At 68.4% G+C, this 22,231-nt stretch carries 20 protein-coding genes; 14 read left to right on the plus strand and 6 right to left on the minus strand.

Features of this window, described 5'->3' with window-relative positions; genetic code table 11:
• Positions 1–199 precede the first annotated feature (199 nt).
• The 4 genes from AC3IPM_RS13780 (at position 200) to AC3IPM_RS13795 (ending at position 4,797) form a co-directional block, all read left to right on the plus strand.
• Complete coding sequence (locus AC3IPM_RS13780; protein WP_489300497.1) at positions 200–1,858, plus strand: FecR family protein; 1,659 nt, start codon at positions 200–202, stop codon at positions 1,856–1,858.
• A complete protein-coding gene (locus AC3IPM_RS13785) occupies positions 1,855–3,477 on the plus strand; it encodes a CHASE2 domain-containing protein (protein WP_489300498.1) in 1,623 nt (540 codons plus the stop codon). The genes AC3IPM_RS13780 and AC3IPM_RS13785 overlap by 4 nt, the downstream gene beginning before the upstream one ends.
• 81 nt (positions 3,478–3,558) lie before the next feature.
• Entirely contained in the window at positions 3,559–4,026 is a 468-nt protein-coding gene (locus AC3IPM_RS13790) for a DUF4442 domain-containing protein (protein ID WP_489300500.1), read from the plus strand.
• 63 nt (positions 4,027–4,089) lie between these two features.
• Positions 4,090–4,797, plus strand: coding sequence for a hypothetical protein (locus AC3IPM_RS13795; RefSeq protein ID WP_489300501.1), 708 nt, complete (start codon positions 4,090–4,092; stop codon positions 4,795–4,797).
• A 13-nt stretch (positions 4,798–4,810) separates the two neighbouring features.
• On the opposite strand, the gene AC3IPM_RS13800 is transcribed toward AC3IPM_RS13795, so the two are convergent.
• Positions 4,811–6,121 (minus strand): hypothetical protein, encoded by a 1,311-nt coding sequence (locus AC3IPM_RS13800; RefSeq protein ID WP_489300503.1) that lies wholly within the window; start codon positions 6,119–6,121, stop codon positions 4,811–4,813.
• A 78-nt stretch (positions 6,122–6,199) separates the two neighbouring features.
• Between AC3IPM_RS13800 and AC3IPM_RS13805 the strand changes: the two genes are divergently transcribed.
• The 9 genes from AC3IPM_RS13805 (at position 6,200) to rnfB (ending at position 15,769) form a co-directional block, all read left to right on the plus strand.
• On the plus strand, positions 6,200–6,877 hold the full coding sequence (locus tag AC3IPM_RS13805; protein ID WP_489300504.1) for a DUF502 domain-containing protein: 678 nt from the start codon (positions 6,200–6,202) through the stop codon (positions 6,875–6,877).
• 1 nt (position 6,878) lies between these two features.
• On the plus strand, positions 6,879–7,652 hold the full coding sequence (locus AC3IPM_RS13810; RefSeq protein ID WP_489300505.1) for a queuosine precursor transporter: 774 nt from the start codon (positions 6,879–6,881) through the stop codon (positions 7,650–7,652).
• Positions 7,653–7,748: 96 nt separating this feature from the next.
• The gene (locus AC3IPM_RS13815; protein ID WP_489300506.1) at positions 7,749–9,692 is read left to right on the plus strand and encodes a DUF885 domain-containing protein; all 1,944 of its coding nucleotides are present in this window, start codon (positions 7,749–7,751) and stop codon (positions 9,690–9,692) included.
• An 18-nt stretch (positions 9,693–9,710) separates the two neighbouring features.
• Entirely contained in the window at positions 9,711–10,793 is a 1,083-nt protein-coding gene (locus AC3IPM_RS13820) for a serine hydrolase domain-containing protein (RefSeq protein ID WP_489300507.1), read from the plus strand.
• A complete protein-coding gene (gene gloA2, locus AC3IPM_RS13825) occupies positions 10,790–11,188 on the plus strand; it encodes an SMU1112c/YaeR family gloxylase I-like metalloprotein (protein ID WP_489300508.1) in 399 nt (132 codons plus the stop codon). The genes AC3IPM_RS13820 and gloA2 overlap by 4 nt, the downstream gene beginning before the upstream one ends.
• Before the next feature lie 100 nt (positions 11,189–11,288).
• Positions 11,289–11,732, plus strand: a complete 444-nt coding sequence (locus AC3IPM_RS13830) for a DUF2147 domain-containing protein (protein ID WP_489300509.1) — start codon at positions 11,289–11,291, stop codon at positions 11,730–11,732.
• 858 nt (positions 11,733–12,590) lie between these two features.
• Positions 12,591–14,672 (plus strand): methionine--tRNA ligase, encoded by a 2,082-nt coding sequence (gene metG, locus AC3IPM_RS13835; RefSeq protein ID WP_489300510.1) that lies wholly within the window; start codon positions 12,591–12,593, stop codon positions 14,670–14,672.
• Between the two features lie 60 nt (positions 14,673–14,732).
• Entirely contained in the window at positions 14,733–15,323 is a 591-nt protein-coding gene (locus tag AC3IPM_RS13840) for an HAD family hydrolase (protein WP_489300511.1), read from the plus strand.
• Positions 15,324–15,349: 26 nt separating this feature from the next.
• Positions 15,350–15,769, plus strand: coding sequence for an Rnf electron transport complex subunit RnfB (gene rnfB, locus AC3IPM_RS13845; RefSeq protein ID WP_489300512.1), 420 nt, complete (start codon positions 15,350–15,352; stop codon positions 15,767–15,769).
• A 90-nt stretch (positions 15,770–15,859) separates the two neighbouring features.
• Here the strand turns inward: rnfB and AC3IPM_RS13850 are convergent, their stop codons facing one another.
• Positions 15,860–16,207, minus strand: coding sequence for a RidA family protein (locus AC3IPM_RS13850; protein WP_489300514.1), 348 nt, complete (start codon positions 16,205–16,207; stop codon positions 15,860–15,862).
• Between the two features lie 193 nt (positions 16,208–16,400).
• On the opposite strand from AC3IPM_RS13850, the gene mprF reads away from it, so the two are divergent.
• Positions 16,401–18,965, plus strand: a complete 2,565-nt coding sequence (gene mprF / locus AC3IPM_RS13855) for a bifunctional lysylphosphatidylglycerol flippase/synthetase MprF (RefSeq protein WP_489300516.1) — start codon at positions 16,401–16,403, stop codon at positions 18,963–18,965.
• Positions 18,966–19,080: 115 nt separating this feature from the next.
• Here mprF and AC3IPM_RS13860 read toward each other — a convergent pair whose 3' ends face one another.
• The 4 genes from AC3IPM_RS13860 to AC3IPM_RS13875 all read right to left on the minus strand — a co-directional run bounded on the left by AC3IPM_RS13860 (position 19,081) and on the right by AC3IPM_RS13875 (position 21,984).
• Positions 19,081–20,436 (minus strand): virulence factor family protein, encoded by a 1,356-nt coding sequence (locus AC3IPM_RS13860; RefSeq protein WP_489300518.1) that lies wholly within the window; start codon positions 20,434–20,436, stop codon positions 19,081–19,083.
• Between the two features lie 78 nt (positions 20,437–20,514).
• Positions 20,515–21,180 carry a DUF998 domain-containing protein gene (locus AC3IPM_RS13865; RefSeq protein WP_489300519.1) on the minus strand — a complete coding sequence of 222 codons (666 nt, stop codon included), beginning with the start codon at positions 21,178–21,180 and terminating at the stop codon, positions 20,515–20,517.
• A 14-nt stretch (positions 21,181–21,194) separates the two neighbouring features.
• The gene (locus AC3IPM_RS13870; protein WP_489300520.1) at positions 21,195–21,380 is read right to left on the minus strand and encodes an oxidoreductase-like domain-containing protein; all 186 of its coding nucleotides are present in this window, start codon (positions 21,378–21,380) and stop codon (positions 21,195–21,197) included.
• A 1-nt stretch (position 21,381) separates the two neighbouring features.
• On the minus strand, positions 21,382–21,984 hold the full coding sequence (locus AC3IPM_RS13875; RefSeq protein WP_489304151.1) for an HD domain-containing protein: 603 nt from the start codon (positions 21,982–21,984) through the stop codon (positions 21,382–21,384).
• Positions 21,985–22,231: the final 247 nt, after the last annotated feature.

The following is a 22,231-nucleotide window of genomic DNA, read 5'->3' on the forward strand; positions in this document are numbered from 1 at the left end:
GGGTGGAATACGACGGCGGTGCACCCTGCGGGGGCACCCCGTCGCTTGGCGTGACGTGCGTCACGTTCAGAATCTCTGCACGACTCCCGGGCAATAATGCCGGCGTGGCGCATTGGACGCCGCGATCCATTCGGGGGGATGTGGTCCGGGCCATCGGGGCCTGCACGGCGGAGCCCCGTTCAGCAGGGCATTGATGACCGTGAGTTCGACCCCTAAGCCGCACCGCTGTTCGCTGCGCGCCCGCCTGCTGATGCTGGTGGCGCTGCTGCTGCCTGTGTTTTCCCTTTCCGCGCAGGACTGGACCTATCGGGTCCGGCCCGGCGACACCCTGTGGGATCTGGGTGCGCGCTACCTCAAGCCGAATGTGCCCTGGGAACAACTGCAGGCGCACAACCGGGTCAGTGACCCCTATCGGCTGCCGCCCGGCAGCCAGCTGAAGTTCCCGATCGCCTGGCTGCTGGTGCAACCGGCACCGGCGCGGGTGCTGGCGGTGCGCGGCCTGGTCCAGGTCGGCGACGAGGGCCACGGCACGCTGCACGATGTGGTCGAAGGCGAACTGCTGAAGATCGGCCAGCACCTGCTGACCGGGGCCGATGCCAGCGTCACCATCGCCTTCGCCGACGATTCGCGCCTGCAGCTGCGCGAGAACTCACGGCTGCGCCTGGACCAGTTGAGCCGGTACGGCCACACCGGCATGGTGGATACCCGCCTGCGCCTGGAACAGGGCCGCAGCAGCAACCGGGTCACGCCGGCGCGCGGCCCGGCGTCGCGCTACATCATCGATGCGCCCACGGCGACCAGCAGCGTGCGCGGCACGGTGTTCCGGGTCAGCGCGGGCGGCGATGGCCGCAGCGCGGCCACCGAAGTGATCGAAGGCAAGGTGCAGGTCGGCAATCCGCGCGGCCAGCGGCTGGTCACCCGTGGCCATGCCAGCCGCAGCGCTTCGCTGGACGCCCGCCCGGGCGAAATGGAAGCCCTGCTGCCGGCGCCGCTGCTGGACCGCACCCAGCTGCGACTGGATCCCCTGCCCGCCCAGCTGGCCTGGTCGGCCGTGGACGGCGCCGCGCGCTACCGGGTGGATGTGGTGCGTGCCGACCAGCCCGACATCCTGTTGTTCTCCGATGACACCGACGCCACCGCGCTGACCGTGCCCGACCTGCCGCCCGGCACCTTGCGCCTGCTGGTGCGTGCGATCAGTGCCGACGGCGTGGAAGGCCTGGATGTCGAGCGCGACTTCCTGGTGCGCGACCAGCCGAGCCCGCCGCTGACGTTGCGCCCGGTCAACCAGCAGACGGTCAACAGCGCCCGCCCGCGCTTCGAATGGAGCCAGGTCAGCGGTGCCGAGGCGACCGTGCTGCAGATTGCGCACGATCCACAGTTCCTGCAGCCGGTGCTGGAGCAGGAAGGCCGCGGCACCCACCTGCGCCCGGCCCAGGACCTGCCCGCAGGCGCGTATTTCTGGCGGGTGGCCTCGCGCGATGGCCAGGGCCACCGGGGCCGCTTCGGACAACCGCTGGCGCTGACCATCAGCGATGCGCCGGTCGATCCGGCGTTGCAGCCGCCGCAGGCGGCCAAGGGCCAGCTCACACTGCGCTGGCAGGCGGGCGAACCGGGCCAGCGCTATCGCGTGCAGCTGGACCGCAAGGGCGATTTCGCCCAGCCGCTGCTGGATCGTGAAGTCGAGCAGCCCGAGGTGTCGCTCAAGCGCCCTTGGCACGGCACCCTGCACGTGCGCGTGCAGTACATCGAGGAAGACGGCTACGCCGGCCCGTTCTCGCCAGCGCAGCAGGTCAAGCTGCCATGCCGCACCTGCTACGGTGTCGGCGGCGGTGCGCTGCTGCTGTGGCTGCTGCTGTGAGACCGCTGGCGCTGCCCTGGCCGCACCGGATCGTGCTGTCGATCCTGGTCGGCGTCCTCGCCGCTGCGGCCAGCCACTGGCAGTGGTTCTGGAAGCAGGACGAGGCGGTCTATGACACCTATGTCGGCAGCTGGGACTACCGCCCCGACCCGCGCCTGCTGATCATCGCGATCGACGACAACAGCCTACAGCAGATCGGCCAATGGCCGTGGCCGCGCTCCACCCACGCGCGCCTGCTCGACCGCCTCACCGCCGCCGGTACCCAGCGCGTGGTGCTGGACCTGATGCTGTCCGAACCGGACCGCCAGGACAGCGCCCGCGATGCCGAACTGGCCGCGGCCATCCGGCGCAACGGCCACGTGGTGTTGCCGGTGCTGGCCGCGCCGGCCAGTGGCCCGCGCATGGCCGAAGAACTGCTGCCGATCCCGCTGATCGCCGCCAACGCGGCCACGCTGGGGCACAGCGACATCGAGGTGGATGCCGACGGTGTCGCGCGCGGGCTCTATCTCACCGCGGGCATCGGCTCACCGCACTGGCCCGCGCTCGGCCTGGCCCTGGCCGACCTGCGCGGCCCGCTGCCCGGCCTGCGCGACCAGCGCCCCGAGCAGTCTTCGCCGTACCAGTGGCGGCGCAATCACTATGTGCGGGTGCGCTACGCCGGACCGCCGGAACGCTTCCCGCAGGTGTCCTACGTGGACGTACTCAACGGCGAGGTCGACCCGGCGCTGCTGCGCGACCGGCTGGTGCTGGTGGGCATGACCGCCAGCGGCATCGCCCCGCGCCTGCTGACCCCGACCACGCGCGAGCGCTGGATGAGTGGCAGCGAGTACCAGGCCAACGTCGCCTCGATGCTGCTCGATGGCAAGGTGATCAGCCTGTTGCCCACGCAGTGGCAGGACGCCTTGAGCGGGCTGCTGGTGGCGCTGTGCTGCCTGGGCCTGACCCTGCCGCGCGCCTCGGCCAGTGCGCTGCTGGCGCTGCCGGTCACCCTGCTGCTCAGTTTCGTACTGCTACGCGCGGGCAACCTCTGGTTCGCCCCGGCCGCCGGGCTGGTCGGCATGCTGGTGGTGATCTGCGCCTGGGTGCTGTGGCGGATCAGCGCCTGGCGCCGCCAGGCCAACAGTGATGCGCTGACCGGGCTGGGCAACCGCCTGCGCTTCGAGCAGACCCTGCAGCAGGAACACGATGCCGGCCGCCGCAATGGTCGGCCACTGAGCCTGGTGTTGATCGACGTGGATCACTTCAAGGATCACAACGACGTCTACGGTCATCATGCCGGGGACAACGTGCTGCGCCAGATCGCCAGCGAAATCGGCGCGCATGCACGTCGCCCGCGCGACATGGCCGCGCGCTTCGGCGGCGACGAGTTCGCGCTGATCCTGCCCGACACCGCGGCTGACGGCGCGGTGCTGGTGGTGGAAGACCTGCTCGCCCGCATCCGCACGATGGAAGTGCCGGCTGGCCACGGTGCCACCACCCGGATCACGCTGACCATCGGCGTATATACCCGCGTGCCGGCCAGCGGCACCGAGCCGCGGCACTTTTTCGAAGGCGCCGATGCCGCCCTTTACCGCGCCAAGGCCGCCGGCCGCGATGGCTACGTGGCCGAGGACGTGTAATCCCGGTCCAGCCCAGCCAACGCCCACCATACGCAAGCGAATGTTAGACTCCAGCCACCTCCCCTGCCCCGCGTGATCCCGATGAAGGCCAGCGTTTTCCGCCACGGCATAAACCTGTGGCCGCCGTTCCTGTTCACCGGCATCCATGTCACCACGGTCAGCCCGGACTATCGGCATGTGCAGGTGGAGCTGCGCATGCGCCCGTGGAACCGCAACTACGTGGGCACCCACTTCGGCGGCAGTCTGTTCGCCATGACCGACCCGTTCTGGATGCTCACGGTGATGCACAACCTGGGCCGCGACTACTACGTCTGGGACCGCGCCGGCGCGATCGAATTCATCAAGCCCGGTCGTGGCACCGTGGCCGCCGAGTTCCGCCTGGACGATGCACTGCTGGAGCAGCTGCGTGCGGCCACCGCCAGCGGTGAAAAGTATCTGCACTGGTTCAGCAACGACATCCTCGACGCACAGGGCGACGTGGTCGCACGGGTGCGCAAGCAGGTCTACATCCGCTTGAAGCCCGAGGCACGCCAGCGCAGCGCCGGCTGAGCGACAACACCGGCAGCGGCGGCATTGCTAAGCTGTGCCGCCTTGTCGATCACGGAGCGCTGCATGCGCATTGCCGCGTTGGTTTCCCTGTTGCTGTGCGCCGCACCGGCGCTGGCACAACAGATTCCCGAGGTGCGCTATCCGCTGCTGCCGGCCAGCGCCGCGCATGCCGAAGCGTTCGTCCCGACCGGCTGGGCGATCGAATCGCGCCTGGACGGCGACCTCAACGCCGACCAGCGCGATGACCTGGTGCTGGTGCTGCGCCAGCACGATCCAGGCAACATCATCGACCACGACGGCTTCGGCCCCAGCCCGCTGGACAGCAATCCACGCATCCTCGCCGTGGCCTTCGCCCGCCCGTCCGGCGGTTACGCGCTGGCCGTGCAGAACCACACGCTGATCCCGCGCCACGAATACGCCAACCTGGCCGATGTGCTCGAGGAAGGCGGCGTGTCGGTGCAACGCGGCACGCTGCAGGTGCGCCTGTACTTCTTCTCCAACGCCGGCAGCTGGTCGACCGGCTCGACCACTTACACGTTCCGCTGGCAGCAGGGCGCGTTCGCGCTGATCGGCTATGACAACGCCTCGATGATGCGCAACTCCGGGCAGACCGAGGCGCTGAGCATCAACTACTCGACCGGCCGGATGCGACGCAGCAGCGGCAGCATCGAATCCGACCAGGATACGGTGCGCTGGGAACGGTTGCCGTCCGCGCAGCGCTGGACGCTGGATACGGTGGGCGACGGCGCGGCGTTCGAACCGTTGCCCTGAGTCGCCCCTACGCTCAGTGCGGCTGCCAGGCCGCCGGCAAGGGCGCAGCGATCAATGCCGGCACATCCTCGCCAGGCGGGGCATGGCGCCGTACCTGGAGCTGGCGACCATCGGCACTGCGTTGCCATGGCCGACCGTCGCTGCCCAACCCGGCCGGCAAACGCTGCAGCGTCTGCATCAGATCGGCGCCGGCCGAGGGCTGTCCATGCAACCACAGCATCGTTGCCGCCAACCGCAGCTGTGCACCGGCATCCTGCAGCCGCAACGGATAGGCCGCATAGGTGGGCTCCGCGACATCCAGCAGGATGCAGCCCACCGCGTTTGCCACACAGCGCAGCGACACGTTCGACGGCCCGGCGGCCAGCACGACCGGCCGATCATCGCGGATCTGTGCCCGCACCTGCGCAGTGCAGTTGCGCGCATACAGGGACGCACCCCGTGCAAGGGTCTTCTCCTTGTCGTACAGCCACTCCTGCCAAGGCGCAACCGGCGTCGTTTCGACGGCCGCGCGCAGGTAGCCGAATTCGCCCCGCATCGCGTGGCACAGGTCCATTTCGTCCACACGCGGCGGCACGAAGGCCGCACTGCAGTCAGCTGGCAGCGTTGTGCCGGCGGGCAGCTCGGCCAGGATCTCGCTGAACAACGCAGCGCTGCGTTCGGCCAGCGCGCCACCGACCATCGCAAGCAACAGCGAATCGCTGCGCCCCATCAACAGGCGCGCGCTGCGCACGTCTTCGCAGATGCCCTGCAACGCGGTGGTGCTGTCACCGCGCACATGTGCCAGCGCATGCAGTGAGACACGGTCGAACAACGGCGCCAGTGCGGGAATCGGGATCGCTAGATCCACCGGGAAGGGATCGCGGTAGGCGTCGAAGTGGGACAGCTCGGCCAGGCGCTGATGCAGGCCCGCATGCCCCGCATGCGCGGCCGCCACCTGCTCGGGGTGGGCGCGCACCTGCTTCAGGCAGCTGCCGGCGTTGCGCCCGCACCAGTCCTTGGCCGGCATCACCTCAGGGAACCGGCCTTTTGCGATGCTGCCGGCATAGACCTGCCCACGCCCTGCGGCCACGGTCTGCGTGTAGCGCTCGACGTCCTGCGCGGTGAGCACACGCTGCTGCTGCGCATCGATGCCGTCATAGGCCAGCAACCACACGGCAGGAAATGCGTTCTGCTCGGCAGCGAGCGCCGGCGGTGTCGCCCTCATCGCCGCCAGGGCAGCATGCTCGTCGGCCGTCGGCGGTATCGCCCATGACACCAGCAACACCGCAAGCGCCAGCAGCACCAGTCCCAGCAGGCTGAACGCCGTCCATTTCAATCCCTTCAACACAGCATTCCTCCAGTGCCCCGCTTCCCGCGGCCGGCGGCAGCGTAAACCGGCCAGCCGCCCCGCTACAATGCGCCGATGTCGCCCGAAGCCCCCCAACTCGTTCCGCGCCCCTCCCTGCAGCGCCTGTTCCTGACCGGCCTGCTGACCCTGCTGCCGATCTGGCTGACCTGGGTGGTGGTCAAATTCGTCTTCGTGCTGTTGTCCGGCATCTCCAGCCCACTGGTGGTGCCACTGTCGGAACAGATCGCCGCCTCGTTCCCGCACTACCTGGGCTGGGTCAAGGTGGAGTGGATGCAGAACGTGATCGGCCTGGGCGCCACCTTGCTGGTGATCCTCAGCGTGGGCATCCTCAGCCGCCGCGTGATCGGGCAGCGCCTGCTGCGCTGGTTCGGCGCGGTGATCAAACGCATTCCGCTGGCCAGCACCATCTATGAAAGCGCCAAGAAGCTGCTGGACATGCTGCAGACCGAGCCGGGCAGCACCCAGCGCGTGGTGCTGATCGACTTCCCGCACCGCGAGATGAAATCGGTGGGTCTGGTGACACGGGTGATCCGCGAGGAAGGCACCGGCCGCGAACTGGCGGCGGTGTACGTACCCACCACGCCGAACCCGACCTCCGGTTACCTGGAGATCGTGCCGGTGGAGCTGCTCACGCCCACCGACTGGACCGTGGACCAGGCGATGAGCTTCATCATCTCCGGGGGCGCGGTCGCGCCGGAAACCATGCCGTTCACCCGCGCCGGCGAACGCTGAGGTGAGCCAGCGCCCGCTGCAGGACCGCGCGGTGCTGCTGTTCATCGCATTGGCCGCGTTCTTCTGCGCCAACGCGGTGCTGGCCGAACTGATCGGGGTCAAGATCTTCGCGTTGGAAGACACCCTGGGCGTGGCGCCGTTCAACTGGAACCTGTTCGGCCAGACCGGCTCGCTCAGCTTCACCGCCGGTACGCTGCTGTGGCCGGTGGTGTTCATCATGACCGACACCATCAACGAGTTCTTCGGCCGCCGCGGGGTCAAGTTCATCTCGTGGCTGGCGGTGGTGCTGATCAGCTACGGCTTCCTGTTCGCGTTCGCGGCGATCTCGCTGGTGCCGGCCGACTGGTGGGTCACCTCGATGAGCGCCCATGGCGTGCCCGACTACCAGGCCGCGTTCGCGGCGGTGTTCGGCCAGGGCATGTGGACCATCGCCGGCTCGCTGGTGGCCTTCCTGGTCGGGCAGCTGATCGACGTATCGATCTTCCACCGCATCCGCCGTGCCACCGGCGAGCGCCATGTCTGGCTGCGCGCGACCGGCTCCACCGCCGTGTCGCAGCTGGTGGACAGCTTCGTGGTGATCTGGATCGCCTTCGTGCTCGGCCCGCAGCAATGGCCGACCTCGCTGTTCCTGGCGGTCAGCAGCGTCAATTACGTCTACAAGATGGGCTTCGCCATCGCCCTGATTCCCTTGCTGTACCTGATGCGGCGCGCCATCACCGGCTACCTGGGCGCTGAACGCGCGGCACAGCTGCGCGCCGACGCCGCAGCTGACTGACGGCGATACCGCACCGCGCTGACGGCGGCCCGGTGCTGGCCGTGGGCGTCCGGATCGGGCAAGCTCCCGGGACTGTGTGTTTTACGGAAACAGCCGATGCCCCACCCCGCCCGCGCCCTGGCGCTCGCCATCGCCGCCCTGCTGGTATTCAGCACTGCCGCCCCGGCCGAAGCCGCCAAGAAGAAGGCCAACCGGCCCGCCGCCGCGCAGACCCGCCCGGCCGCCAAGCCCAAGGCCAAGCCGCGCGCACGTCCGGCCGCCGCGCCCGCCCGGCAGCCGTTGGTCCGCCAGCAGACCAAGGCCGCCCAGCTCAACCGCATCTACGATGAATACTGGGATGCCTCGATGCGGCTCAACCCGCTGCAGGCCACCTTCCAGGGTGACAGCCGCCACAACGACCAGCTGCCCAACATCCTCTCGGCGGCCTACCGCCAGCAATCACACGATTTCACCGTGGAATGGCTGGGCAAGGTCGAGAAGATCGGCGCTGACGGGCTGACCGGGCAGGACCTGCTCAGCTACGAGATCTTCGTGCGCGATGCGCGCATGTCGCTGGCCGCCGAGCAGCACCCCGGCTGGATGCTGCCGGTGAGCCAGTACTACAACCTGGGCAGCATCATGGCGATCCTCGGCTCCGGCTCCGGCGCGCAGCCGTTCAATACCGTGCAGGATTACGACGGCTGGTCGCGTCGCTCGCTGGGCATCGCCCCGCTGTTCGACCAGGCCATCGCCAACATGCGCCAGGGCATGGCGGCCGGTGTGGTGCAGCCGCGCGACCTGATGGAAAAGGTGCTGCCGCAGCTGGATGCGGTGATCAAGCCGAGCGCCGAGGAGAGCATTTTCTGGGCACCGGTGCGCAACCTGCCCGAGGACTTCCCGGCCGCCGACAAGGCGCGCATCAGCGCCGAGTACAAGCGCATGATCGAGTACCGCATCATGCCGGCCTACCGCGCCCTGCGCGGCTTCATCGCCACCGAATACCTGCCCGCCACGCGCAGCACCGACGGCCTGGGCGCACTGCCCAACGGCCAGGCCTGGTACACCCAGAACATCGTGCAGAGCACCGCCTCGACGCTGACGCCCGCGCAGATCCATGCGCTCGGCGAGCAGCGGGTGAGTACGTTGCAGGCGCAGATCGCCACGATCCTCAAGGACAACCGGATCCGCGGCTCGCAGCAGAAGGTGCTGCGCAACATGCGCACCGACCGCAGCTTCCAGTACGCCAATGCCGATGCACTGCTGGGCCGCTACAAGCAGCTGCAGAGCCAGATCGGCAGCCGCCTGCCGACGCTGCTCGGCACCTTGCCCAAGGCACCGATGGAAGTGCGCGCAGTGGAACCCGAACGCGCCGCCACGGCCGCTGCGGTGAGCTACCAGCCGCCGCTGCCGGAGGGCATGCGCCCGGGCATCCTGTACGTGAACACCAGCAGCCTGCCCAGCCGCCGTCGCTGGGCGGCGCCGATGCAGTTCCTGCACGAAGGCATTCCCGGCCACCACGTGCAGCTGGGCCTGCAGCAGGAACTGGACAAATTGCCGCGCTTCCGCCGGCTTGGCGGCGACATCGCCTTCATCGAAGGCTGGGGCCTGTACGCCGAATCGCTGGGTGAAGAACTGGGCGTCTACCAGGATCCTTACGAACGCATCGGCTACCTGCAGGCCGCACTGACCCGCGCCGCGCGCATGGTGGCCGACACCGGCGTGCACGCGCAGGGCTGGAGCAAGCGCCAGGCGGTGGATTACCTGGTCAAGACCGCCGACCTGCCAACCGAGGACGCCACCGCCGAAGTCGAGCGCTTCATGGCGCTGCCGGGCCAGACCCTGCCCAACGGCCTGGGCGAGCTGAAGATGATCGCGCTGCGCGAAAAGGCCAAAGCCGCGCTGGGGGGACGCTTCGATGTGCGTCGCTTCCACGAGGAAGTGCTGCGCGACGGCTCGATGCCGCTGGACATCCTCGACGCCAAAATCACCCGCTGGATCGCCAGCGAGAACGGCGCCAGCGCGACGGCCACGCCGGCCACCGCGCCCGCCAGCACCCCCTGATCGGCACAGGAGCCGGCCATGTCCCTCCATCGTCGGCCCTACCTGCGCCACCTGCTGTCGGCTTGCCTGCTCGCCGTTGGCAGCGCGCAGGCCGCGCCGGCGCTGTCACCGCCTGATCCGGGCATCGACGCGCTGATGGCCCGCTACGACGGGCAGGTGCCCGGTGCGGCGGTACTGGTGCTGCACGACGGCCAGCCGGTGTTCCGTCGCGGCTACGGGCTGGCGGTACTGGAAGACCGCACGCCGGTCACCGCGCAGAGCAATTTCCGGCTGGCCTCGGTCAGCAAGCAGTTCACCGCCGCAGCGATCCTGCTGCTGGCCGAGGATGGCGCGCTGTCGCTGGATGACCGGCTCAAGCACTGGCTGCCCTCGTTGCCGGCGGCAGCCGATGCGATCACCCTGCGCCAGCTGCTCAGCCACACCAGTGGCCTGCTCGACTACGAAGACCTGATGCCAGCCACCGCCACCGCGCAGGTGCACGACCGCGATGTGCTGGCGTTGCTGGAGGGCCAGGACCGCACCTATTTCAAGCCGGGCAGCGCGTACCGTTACAGCAACAGCGGCTATGCGCTGCTGGCGCTGGTGGTGGGCAAGGCTTCGGGCCGCGATTTCGCCACGTTCCTGCACGCCCGCATCTTCACGCCGCTGGGCATGCACGACACGGTGGCGCACCAGGACGGTGTCGATGACGTCGCCCATCGCGCCTACGGCTACAGCGAGATCGACGGGCGCTGGCAGCGCACCGACCAGAGCCCCACCAGCGCGGTGCTGGGCGATGGCGGCATCTATTCTTCGCTGGACGATCTGGCCAAATGGGATGCGGCGCTGTACGACCCGCGTCTGTTGAAGTCGACCTCGCTGCAGCAGGCCTTCGCACCGGCCACCCGCACCGACGAGGCGGACGTGCCGTTCTACGGTTTCGGCTGGCGTCTCAACGGTGAGGCGCAATGGCACAGTGGCGAGAGCATCGGCTTCCGCAATGTAATCCTGCGCTATCCGCGGCACCGTCTGACGGTGATCGTGCTGAGCAACCGCAACGCCCCCGAACCCTATCCGCTGGCGCTGCAGATCGCGCAGCGCTGGCTGGACACACTGCAATGACGAACAACCTGCTGCTGGGCGTGCACCACGTCGCCCTGATCGCCTCCGACTACGCGCGCTCGAAGGTGTTCTACACCGAGCTGCTCGGTCTGCGCGTGCTGGCCGAAAATTACCGGGTCGCGCGCGACTCCTGGAAACTCGATCTGGCACTGCCCGATGGCAGCCAGCTGGAGCTGTTTTCATTCCCGGGCGCGCCGCCCCGGCCGAGCCGCCCGGAAGCGCAGGGTCTGCGCCACCTGGCGTTCCGGGTGGCGTCGCTGGAGCCGATGATCGGGCGGCTGGAGGCGGCGGGGGTGGCCTGCGAGCCGATCCGGACCGATGAATACACGGGCCGGCGTTTCACGTTCTTCGCCGACCCGGACGGGCTGCCGCTGGAGCTGTACGAGATTCCGTAGCGCGGGCGTCGCCCCCATTGCCCATACCCTGCCGAATGGGTATACAGTCGGGCTGTACCGGCCCCGCGCCGGCAATCTCGGACATCCCTGGGAGGGGAACATGCGCAAGACCTTCAAGACGCTGTTGCTGGCACTGCCGCTGATGATGGCCGCGATGTCGGCCACCGCCGCCGACGGCGCTGTGGGCCGTTGGAAGACGATCGATGACAAGACCGGCAAGGTGAAATCGATCGTGGAGATCACCCAGGCGGCCAATGGCACGCTGACCGGCAAGGTGGTGGACATTCTGCATTCGGACAAGGGCCCCAATCCGGTCTGCGACGGCTGCGAGGGCGCCAACAAGAACAAGCCGGTCAAGGGCATGACGATCCTGTGGAACCTGAAGGCCGACGGTGCCAACGCCTGGTCGGGCGGCACGATCCTGGATCCGGCCAACGGCAAGACCTACAAGTCCAAGGCCAAGCTGCAGACCGGCGGCGCCAAGCTCGACGTCTCCGGCTGCATCGCCTTCATCTGCCGCGCCCAGACCTGGGTACGCGAGTAACCCGCTTCTGCTTCAGGCTGGGCTGGGCTATTGCCCGCCTTGTGTAGATTGGAAAAGGCCGAAGCGGCGTGAGTTGCTTCGGCCTTTTTGCTTTTCTTGTGCCAGTCGCCATTAAAGCAACCTTCGAATGGTTGGTCGGTGGCTGATGGACGGCTTGTCATTGCTATCGGTTTGGGCGAGCGGGGTGATGCCCCTGCCGAGACACGCCGTGAACCCCGCTCCGCGGTCCGGCCCAGCCGCTGGCGGCTGTGCGTTCAGTCGCACGCGAGGCAGTGCCTCGCAAGCCGTGCGCCTTCACCCATGGGGGCTTGTTCACAACATCCATGTTGTGAACAGTCCCGGCAGGGGCATCACCCCACTCGCCCCCACAGAGTTGCCTCGACGGTTGGCAGTCCAAAGCCGTTGCCTCGACCATGCACCAGCAGTCCAGCATCGCTTTGGCTTTGGCTTTGGCTCTGGCTTTTCAACTTCACCCGCGAGGCCATAGGCCCCTTGAACTTGGCTCTGGCTCTGGCTCTGGCTCTGGCTTTGCCCGTGCTTCGGCTTTGCCGTTGGGCCTTTGCCCTCCCAAACGCACCGGCCAATTTCAAGAGGGCTGGGGTGAGTGGGTGTACGGGGCCCTGAGGCGCATGGATGCGCCGCCGGAGCTTACATGGACGTACTTGCAGCGTGCCCCGTACACCCACTCACCCCAGCCCTCCCACCGATAGCCCGGAAGCGTGGGCAGTTGAAGTTGACGTGGCTGCGGCTGCGGCTGTGGCTGTGGTTGTAGCTGCCGCTCAGGCTTTCACGGCCGCAAGCAAGCCCCCCACCGCCGCCATGCGATAATCCCCCGTTCCCCTGGCAACAACGCTCCCCATGACCCGCACCGCTCTCGTCACCACCGCCCTGCCCTACGCCAACGGCCCGCTCCACCTGGGCCACCTGGTCGGCTACATCCAGGCTGACATCTGGGTGCGCGCGCGGCGAATGAGCGGCGGCAAGACCTGGTTCGTCTGCGCCGATGACACCCATGGCACCCCGATCATGCTCGCCGCCGAAAAGGCCGGCGTCAGCCCGGAGGCCTTCATCGCCAACATCCAGGCCAGCCACGAGCGCGACTTCGCCGCCTTCGGCGTCGACTTCGACCACTACGATTCCACCAACTCGGCCGCCAACAAGGCCCTGACCGAAGCCTTCTACCTCAAGCTTGAGGCCGAAGGCCACATCGCGCGCCGCTCCGTTGCCCAGTTCTATGATCCGGCCAAGGGCATGTTCCTGCCCGACCGCTACATCAAGGGCATCTGCCCCAACTGTGGCAGCGCCGACCAGTACGGCGACAACTGCGAAGTGTGTGGCGCCACCTACAACCCCACCGACCTCAAGGAACCCAAGTCGGTGATCTCCGGTGCCACCCCGGAAATCCGCGACTCCGACCACTTCTTCTTTGAAGTCGGCCGCTTCGAAGGCTTCCTGCGCGAATGGCTGGCCGGTGACGTCGCCCTGCCGGGCGTCAAGGCCAAGCTGGGTGAATGGCTCAACGCCGAAGGCGGCCTGCGCGCCTGGGACATCTCCCGCGACGCGCCCTACTTCGGCTTCCAGATTCCCGGCCACCCCGGCAAGTACTTCTACGTCTGGCTCGATGCCCCGATCGGCTACCTGTCCAGCTTCCAGACCCTGTGCGCCAGCAACGGCGAAGACTTCGACGCCCACCTGCGCGCTGGCACCAGCACCGAACTGCATCATTTCATCGGCAAGGACATCGTCAACTTCCACGGCCTGTTCTGGCCGGCCGTGCTGCATGGCACCGGCCACCGCGCCCCGACCCGCCTGCACGTCAACGGCTACCTCACCGTGGATGGCGCCAAGATGTCCAAGTCGCGCGGCACCTTCGTCATGGCCCGCACCTACCTTGATGTTGGCCTGGAACCGGAAGCGCTGCGCTACTACTTCGCCGCCAAGTCCGGCGGTGGCGTGGACGATCTCGACCTCAACCTGGGCGACTTCATCGCGCGCGTCAACGCCGACCTGGTGGGCAAGTTCGTCAACCTCGCCAGCCGTTGCGCCGGTTTCATCAGCAAGCGCTTCGACGGCCGCCTGGCCGACGCGCTGCCCGACGCCGCGCAGTACGACCGCTTCGTCGCCGCGCTCGCTCCGATCCGCGAAGCCTACGAACGCAATGATCCGGCCGCCGCGCTGCGCCAGACCATGGCCCTGGCCGATGAAGCCAACCGCTACATCGACGAACACAAGCCGTGGGTGATCGCCAAGCAGGAAGGCGCCGACGCCCAGCTGCAGTCCGTCTGCAGCCAGGGCCTGAACCTGTTCCGCGTGCTGGTCACCGCGCTCAAGCCGGTGCTGCCGACCACCGCCGCCCAGGCCGAAGCCTTCCTGGCCTCGCCGGTGCAGGACTGGACCGACATCGCCCGCCCGCTGACCGCGCACACCATCGCCGTGTACGTCCCGCTGTTCACCCGTATCGACCCGAAAATGATTGACGCCATGACCGACGCATCCAAGGACACCCTGCAGGCCGCTACCCCGGCCCCCCTCGCCCCGGCCAAGCCGGTCAAGCCCGCCGCGGCACCGGCTGCGGTTGCGGCCACCGCCGAAGGCGACGCCGCCCCGGCCTACATCGGCATCGACGACTTCGCCAAGCTCGACCTGCGCATCGGCAAGGTGCTGGCCTGCGAATTCGTCGAAGGTTCGGACAAGCTGCTGCGCTTCGAGCTGGACGCCGGCGACCTGGGCACGCGCCAGATCTTCTCCGGCATCCGCGCCAGCTACGGCGAGCCGGAGAAGCTGGTCGGCCGCAGCGTGGTGTTCATCGCCAACCTGGCCCCGCGCAAGATGCGCTTCGGCCTGAGCGAAGGCATGATCCTGTCGGCCGGTTTCGACGGCGGCGCGCTGGCCCTGCTCGATGCCGACAGCAGCGCCCTGCCGGGCATGCCGGTCCGCTGATCGCAGCGGGCGGGGCGGCCACGCGGTCGCCCTGCCCCTCAGTACGCACGGAGGTCCCGGTTGGAACTGGCACTGTTCGATTTCGACCACACGGTCACCACCTGCGATACCTACGGCCGCTTCCTGCGCCGCGTCGCCACGCCCGAACAACTGGCGCAGGCGTGGTGGAAGATCGGGCCGTGGGTGCTGGCTTACCGCTTGAAACTGATCTCGGCCGCGCGCATTCGCGCCCGGGTGACCCGCCTGACCTTCAGCAACCGCCACAGCGAGGACATCGCCACCCAGGCCGCCGGTTATGCCCGCGACGTGCTGCCCGAGGTGGTGCGCCCGCAGATGCTTGAACAGATCCGCTGGCACCTGCAGCAACAGCACACCGTGGTGATCGTGTCCGGCTCGCTGGACCTGTATCTGCGCCCGTGGTGCGACGCCTTGGGGCTGGGGTTGATCTGCAACCGGCTGGAAAGCCGCGACGGCCGCCTGACCGGGCGTTACGCCGACGGCGACTGCGGCCCGCGCAAGGTGGAACGGATCCGCCACCAGTACGACCTGTCGCGCTACCTGCGTATCCACGCGTACGGTGACAGCCGTGAAGACCGCCCGATGCTCGCCCTTGCCCACGAGCGGTGGTATCGCGGCAAACCGATGAAATGATGTCCCCCGCGCAGCCGACGCCACGCATGCCTACCCTCGACACCAGCCTCACTGAACGCCTCGACCGCCTGTTGCCGCAGACCCAATGTGGCCAATGCGGCTACGACGGCTGCCGCCCGTATGCCGAAGCGATGGCACGCGGCGATGCCGGCGTGGACCATTGCCCGCCCGGCGGCGATGCCGGTGCACGCGCGTTGGCGCACGTGCTCGGCGTGCCGGCGCTGCCGTTCGACCGCAGCCGCGGTGAACACAAAGCCCTACAGGTGGCGTTGATCGTCGAAGCCGACTGCATCGGCTGCACCAAGTGCATCCAGGCCTGCCCGGTCGATGCCATCGTGGGCGGTGCCAAGTACATGCACACCGTCATCGCCGACCTGTGCACCGGCTGCGAGCTGTGCATTCCGCCGTGCCCGGTGGATTGCATCGTGATGGTCGCGCCCCCCTGAAACCGTGCCGCCGAGCATGGCTCGGCGCTACCTGGAACCGCGGCGTGCGGGTGGTACAGCCGAGCCATGCTCGGCTGCACTCGATATCGCTTACGGCAACGCGGCCGTCACCACGATCTCGACCTTCCAGCTCGGGTCGGCCAGCTTGGCTTCCACCGTCGCGCGCGCCGGCGTCATTCCCGCGACTACCCACTCGTCCCACGCAGCGTTCATGCCGGCGAAGTCCTGGATATCCGCCAGGAACACTTCCGCACGCAGGATGTGCTGCTTGTCGCTGGCCACCAGTGCCAGCAGCTTGTCGATCTCCGCCAGCACCTGCCGGGTCTGCCCGGTGATGTCCTGGCTGGTGTCTTCGGGAATCTGCCCGGACAGGTAGGCGACCTTGTTGTGCACGGTCATCTCGGACATGCGCGGGCCGACATCGAAACGTTCCAACATGGCGATTGCTCCTCTGGGTGATGGCCCATTGTCACCGATGCCGCGTGAGCCTGTCCTTGCGCCTGCGCAATCCAGCCATACCGCGCACAGCGACCACCCTTGGCAAGCGCAGGCCGGAAGCGCACGATGCGCGCGCAGGGCACCGCCGTGCGCCTTGACTCCTTCATCGCCTGCCCCGGAGCACGCTGTACCGATGACTGAAACATCCGCCGCTCCCTCCCCGCCGCGCGCCGGCTGGCGCCGTGCCGCCACCGTCACCTTCAGCCTGGCGATCCTGGCCCTGGCCCTGCGCGGACTGGCCAGCGAATTCGACGAACACGGCTATCGCGCCATCCGCGAGGCCTTCCGCCATCTCAGCGCCGCGCAGATCGGCCTGACCGTGCTGCTCGGCCTGGCCAGCTATGCCTGCCTGATCGGTTTCGACGCCATTGGCCTGCGCCGCAGTGGCAAGCAGCTGCATCCGGCCCGGGTCGGCATCACCGCGTTCCTGGCCCACACCATCGGCCAGACCCTGGGCTTTGCCGCGTTGACCGGCGGCGCGGTGCGCCTGCGCGGTTATGGCAGCGCCGGGCTCAGCCTCGGCGAGATCGGCCAGGTGGTGTTGATGAGCACGCTGGGCTTCGTGTTCGGCGCCTGGCTGCTGCTCGCCCTGGCCTTCGTCCTCGAACCCGGCGCCGCCGCCTTGGCCCTTCCGGTATCGGCGCAGGCAGTGCGCGGGTTCGGCATCGCCGGCCTGCTCAGCTACCTCGGCACCCTGTTGCTGGTCGGCCGTGACGGCCGCAGTTTCCAGATTCGTGGCCACGCGTTGTGGCTGCCCGACCGCCGCACCATGCTCGGTGTCACCGCGCTGAGCGTGGTCGAACTGGTGCTGGCCAGCGCCGCGTTCTACGTGCTGCTGCCGATGGATACGCCGACCGGCCTGCCCGGCTTCGTCGGCCTGTACCTGGTGGCGGTACTGGCCGGGCTGATCTCCAGCGTGCCGGCCGGGCTGGGCGTGTTCGAGTGGAGCCTGCTCAAGCTGCTGCCGCAGGTGGCCCCGGCCGCCGTGCTGGCCGCGGCATTGATCTACCGGGTGACCTACTACGTGTTGCCGCTGCTGCTGGCCACGCTGCTGGCGCTGGGCCCGGCGCTGCGCCGGCCGCTGAAAGTCGGCGCCGGTGCCACCCGCGCCGGCTGGACCGCCGTGCGCCCGTGGCTGCCGCAGATCATCGCGCTGGCGGTGTTCAGCGTGGGCGCTGCTCTGGTCATCGACGGCACCCTGCCCACCCCGCGCCGGCACCTGGTGAACGCCTCGCTGCCGATCCTGGAAACCTCGCACCTGCTCGGCAGTCTGGCCGGTGTGGCGCTGCTGTTGATCGGCCAGGGCCTGCAGCGGCGCAGCCATGCCGCCTGGATGCTGGCGCTGGGCATCTGCGTGATCGCCCCGCTGCCGATCTGGCTGCGCGGCGGCCAGGTGCTGATCGCGCTGTCGGCACTGGTGGTGGCGATGGCGCTGTGGGCGTCACGCCGTGAGTTCTACCGGCAAGGCGCGCTGCTTGATGAGGCCTGGTCGTGGCCGTGGATCCGCAACCTGGGCCTGGTGCTGGTCGCGGTGATCTGGCTGTTGTTCTTCGTCTACAGCCACGTCGAGTACCAGAACGAACTGTGGTGGCAGTTCGCACTGCAAGGCAATGCGCCGCGTGCCTTGCGCGCGCTGCTGGTGGTGGCCATCGCGCTGACCATCTTCGGCCTGGCGCGATTGCTGCACAGCACCCGCAGCCCGTTGCCGCCGGCCGATGCGCCGACCCTGGATGCACTGGCGCCGATCCTGGCCGCCGCCGAAGACACCCAGGCCTGCCTGGTGCTGACCGCCGACAAGGCGGTGCTGCGCGACAGCCAGCAGCGCGGCTTCGTGATGATGCAGCGCTACGGCGGTTCGTTGATCGCCATGGGCGATCCGGTCGGCCCGGCCGACACCGCACGCGAGCTGATCTGGCGCTTCCGCGAAGAGGCCGACCGGCTCGGGCTGCGCCCGGTGTTCTACCAGGTCGGCGAAGCCAACTGGCAGACCTACCTCGACCTCGGCCTGACCCTGGTCAAACTCGGCGAAGAGGCGATGGTGCCGCTGCAGGATTTCGGTCTGGAAGGCCGCGAGCGTGCCGACCTGCGCCAGGCCTGGAACCGCGGCAAACGTGGCGGATTGAGCTTCCGCGTGGCCACTCCGGAAGAAGTGCCGGCATTGCTGCCGGTGCTGGCCGAGATCTCACAGCAGTGGCTGGACGACAAGGCCGGCGATGAAAAGGGTTTCTCGCTCGGCAGCTTCGATGCGGACTACCTGGTGCGCTTCCCGGTGGCGCTGGTCGAAGCCGAAGGCCGCATCGTCGCCTTCGCCAACCTGTGGCAGGCCCCGGCCGGCCACGAGCTGTCGGTGGACCTGATGCGGCACATCGATGATGCGCCCAAGGGCACCATGGATTTCCTGTTCATCGAGCTGTTCCTGTGGGGCCGTGCGAACGGGTTCCACCGTTTCTCACTGGGCATGGCACCGTTGTCCGGGATGGCCCAGCATCGCCTGGCCGGCCGCTGGAACCGCTTCGCCAATGTCGTGGCCCGGCACGGTGAACGCTTCTATGGTTTCAGCGGCCTGCGTCGCTTCAAGTCCAAGTTCGCCCCGGTCTGGCGCGCGCGCTACCTGGCCGCGCCCGGCGGCATGCACCTGCCGGCCGCCCTGCTCGATGCCACCCGATTGATCTCACTGGATCCGCGCCGGCACGATTGAGCCGGCGTTACCGCAAAAGGCAGCCACACATGGTGTGGCACTACCGCCACGCTGCGCCCCACCCAGGTAGAGCCACGCCATGCGTGGCTGCTCCCGACGCGAAGGCATGGCCGCGCTACTTCGCCGGCAGATGCTGCAGCAACGTCTGCGCCAAGCGGTCGTAGTCGCCCTTGAAATGATGGTCGCCGGGCAGCTTGACGATCTGCGCATTGCCGGCCGGCAACGACGGGCACAGCGCATCGTCATCGTCTTCGCCGTAGATGCACAGCGTTTTGCCGGGCGGCAACCGCGCGATCTCCGGCGCGATCGGCTTGCCGCCGCCACCGCCGCCCAGCCAGTTGCTGACGTGGAACTCGTAGTCCGCATTGCGGCCCACCGACAGCAGGCCGATCATCGCCACCGTATCGCGCGTGGCTGGCGCCAGCTGGTTGATCGCCGCCGGCAACACATCGGCCCCTTGCGAGAACCCCACCAGCACTACGCGCTTGCGCTGCCACTGCTGCGTGTAGTGCCGCGCGATCCGCTCCAGGTCGCGGGCGAAACCTTCCGGTGTGCGCGCCGTCCAGAAGTAGCGCAGCGAATCCACGCCCACCACCGATACCCCGGCCGCGCTCAGCGCATCGGCCACTTCCTTGTCCAGACCCGCCCAGCCGCCATCGCCGGATACGAAGATGGCAATGCTGTCGCCGGGCTTGGTCGCCGGCACTTCCACCACCGGCAATCCTTTCAGGTCGTCCGGCGGCGGCGCCAGGCTGATGCCCTTCTGCGCCCCGATCACCTGGGCGGCGGCCAGCAGCCCGGGCAACGTATCGCCATCGCCGCTGCGTTGGAACTGGCGGCCCATTGCCACCTTGCGTACGAACGCCGCGGCATTGCCCACCGTGCAGTGGTTGTCGCCCTCGGCATTCAACCAGGGGAAATTCAGCTCGGCCGGCAGCAGGCGGCCATGACTGCTGCCCGCGCCGCAGACCTTGTGCTCGCGCGCATGGTCGGGGCAGAAGGTGGTGGTCAGCAGCCCGGCAAACACCTGGGTATCGGCCTGCGCGGCCACGGCGTAGGCCAGTTCGGCCCCCTCACCATCGCCACCGATCAGCGGCAGGTGGTAGCCGGGCACATGCAGGAAGGCCTGGAAATAGCGCGAGAAATTCTCGACGTCGCCAGCCCCGAACGCGCAATCGCCGCTGTGCTCACGCGCCAGCACCTGGCGCAGATGGGCCACATCGACCTGGGCCACCAAGGCGCCCTGCGTACGCAGCGCGTCGATGCGTTGGCGGGTCAGGGCCTGCTCCCGGCCGCCGTCGAACCACACCACCACCCGCTGCGGGTGGCCGGCCGGCAGGTACACCGGAATGTTCTGGAAGCGACCATGGCTGACCTGCTGCGCCGGCGCGGCGCTGGCCGATGCCGCCAGCCCCCCGATCACCAGCCCCAGTACCTTGCCCAGCACCCTGCCCACACTGGCTCGCCGCATCGTCACGCATCCTGTAAGAGTTCGGCCACGATACGCCGGTCGCCCGCCAAGGGCATGTACACAGACTGGCCGGACCACTCAGCCGGCGCTGCCCCGCTCGCCCTGTGCGCGCCGTGACTGCTGCCACAGCTGCACCGCGACCACCGCCAGCCACGCCACCACCGCGGCGATCACCAGCTTCTGCCCGGCCCCACGCGGCGGCCCCCGCCACAGCACGTGCAACCACAGCAGCACGAAGCACAGCCACGCCCACCACCACGCGGCCTCCGCCCAGCCGGACCATTGGCGGTCGGCGCGCAGGTACCAGCTCTGCAGCAGCATCGCCACGCTCACGCACAGGAACGCGGTGTTGGCCGATACCCCATGGACCAGCGGCGCCAGCAGCGGGGCCTGCTGCGGCAGCCAGCTGTCGCCGATGGCCACCCCGAGCAGGCCCAATCCGGCCACACTGAACAACAGGGGCGCGGCCGCGCTGCGCCGGGGCGAGCGGCTGCTGGCATACAGCGCCATGCCCAGCACCATGATCGCCAGCCCGAGCACGCAGTAGGCGATGCGCAGCGCCAGCCCCCACGGCCCGTGCAGGTACAGGCTCAGTGTGGCCCGCACCCAGTCCAGGTCATCGCGCGCCCATTGCGTCCACAACGCGGTGGCCACGAACACCGCCAACGCGCACAAGGTGACCAGGGCGGCCTGCGCGTAGCGACGTTGCGAGCGGGACGAAGGCAGCAACGGGTCGGTCGGCATCGCGGTTCCCGGATTCAGTCGGCAGCATCGGGATGGCGCAGCTTCCACGCCGCCAGTGCGGCCCGGTAGCGCTGCAGCTCATCGCTGTACAGGTCAAGCACGCACAGCGGACAGCCGCTGCCGCAGCACTCGTTCGGGCCGGGTTCTTCCGGCGGTTGCGGGCGCGGATCGGCATCAGGGTGGAAATCCGGCAGTGTCATGTCACGCCCCGATCCGGCGGCGCAGGTTGGCGCGCGCCGAGGCATCGAGCGACTGGTGGAAATAGTCGCTGAGAAAGATGCGCGGCTTGAGCAGCAGTTGCTTGAGGAAACGCCGCCGGTTGAGCCGGAACAGGAAGCCAGGCACATGCCCGGCGTACTCCTCGGCGATGCCGCGATCGTAGGCGTCGAATACGGCCGCCGGCGCGCCAAGGATGGCCATGTCGCAGTCCAGGAACAGCGCCGCTTCCGGGTCGATATCGGCGGCGCCCAGCGCGCCGTGGCGGGCGGTCAGTTCGATCAGCTGCACTACCCGGGCCGTGTCGATGCCCTGCCCCGGCAGCCCGCGTTCGATGGCGGCCGCAGCCATCAGCGCCGAACGCGCTTCGTTGTCGCTGCGCCCGGCGTCGTAAATCGCATCGTGGTACAGCGCCGCCAGCTGCACCTCGCGGGGATGCTGCCAGCCTGGGCCCTCGGCGACCGCCCGGCAATGCTGCAGCACGGCCTGCACGTGCGCGAAGTTGTGGTACGCCCGCGTCGGCATCGCGTAGGCGGCCTCGAGTTCGGCCTGCATCGCGGCCGGCAGGGGGATCGGTTCAAAGTGCATGCCTGCATTTTTGGCGCTGGCGGCGGCAGTGGCAAGCCGCGTGGCGATGGCGGCCCCCGGTGAAATTTTCACCACCGAATCCAAACGCTTGCAGGGCGGGGCCTGTGCACGGTTGTCCACAGCTTTACCCGGTGCTGGTCCACACCGGCTGTGGATGGTCGGACAGGCCGATGAGCGGCATGCCGGGCGCCCGGGACCGGCCTAGACTGTGCTCACGTACGCCCCAGCAATCCTGCGAGGTGACCGC

The sequence above is a fragment of the Stenotrophomonas sp. GL_111 genome (assembly GCF_057835245.1).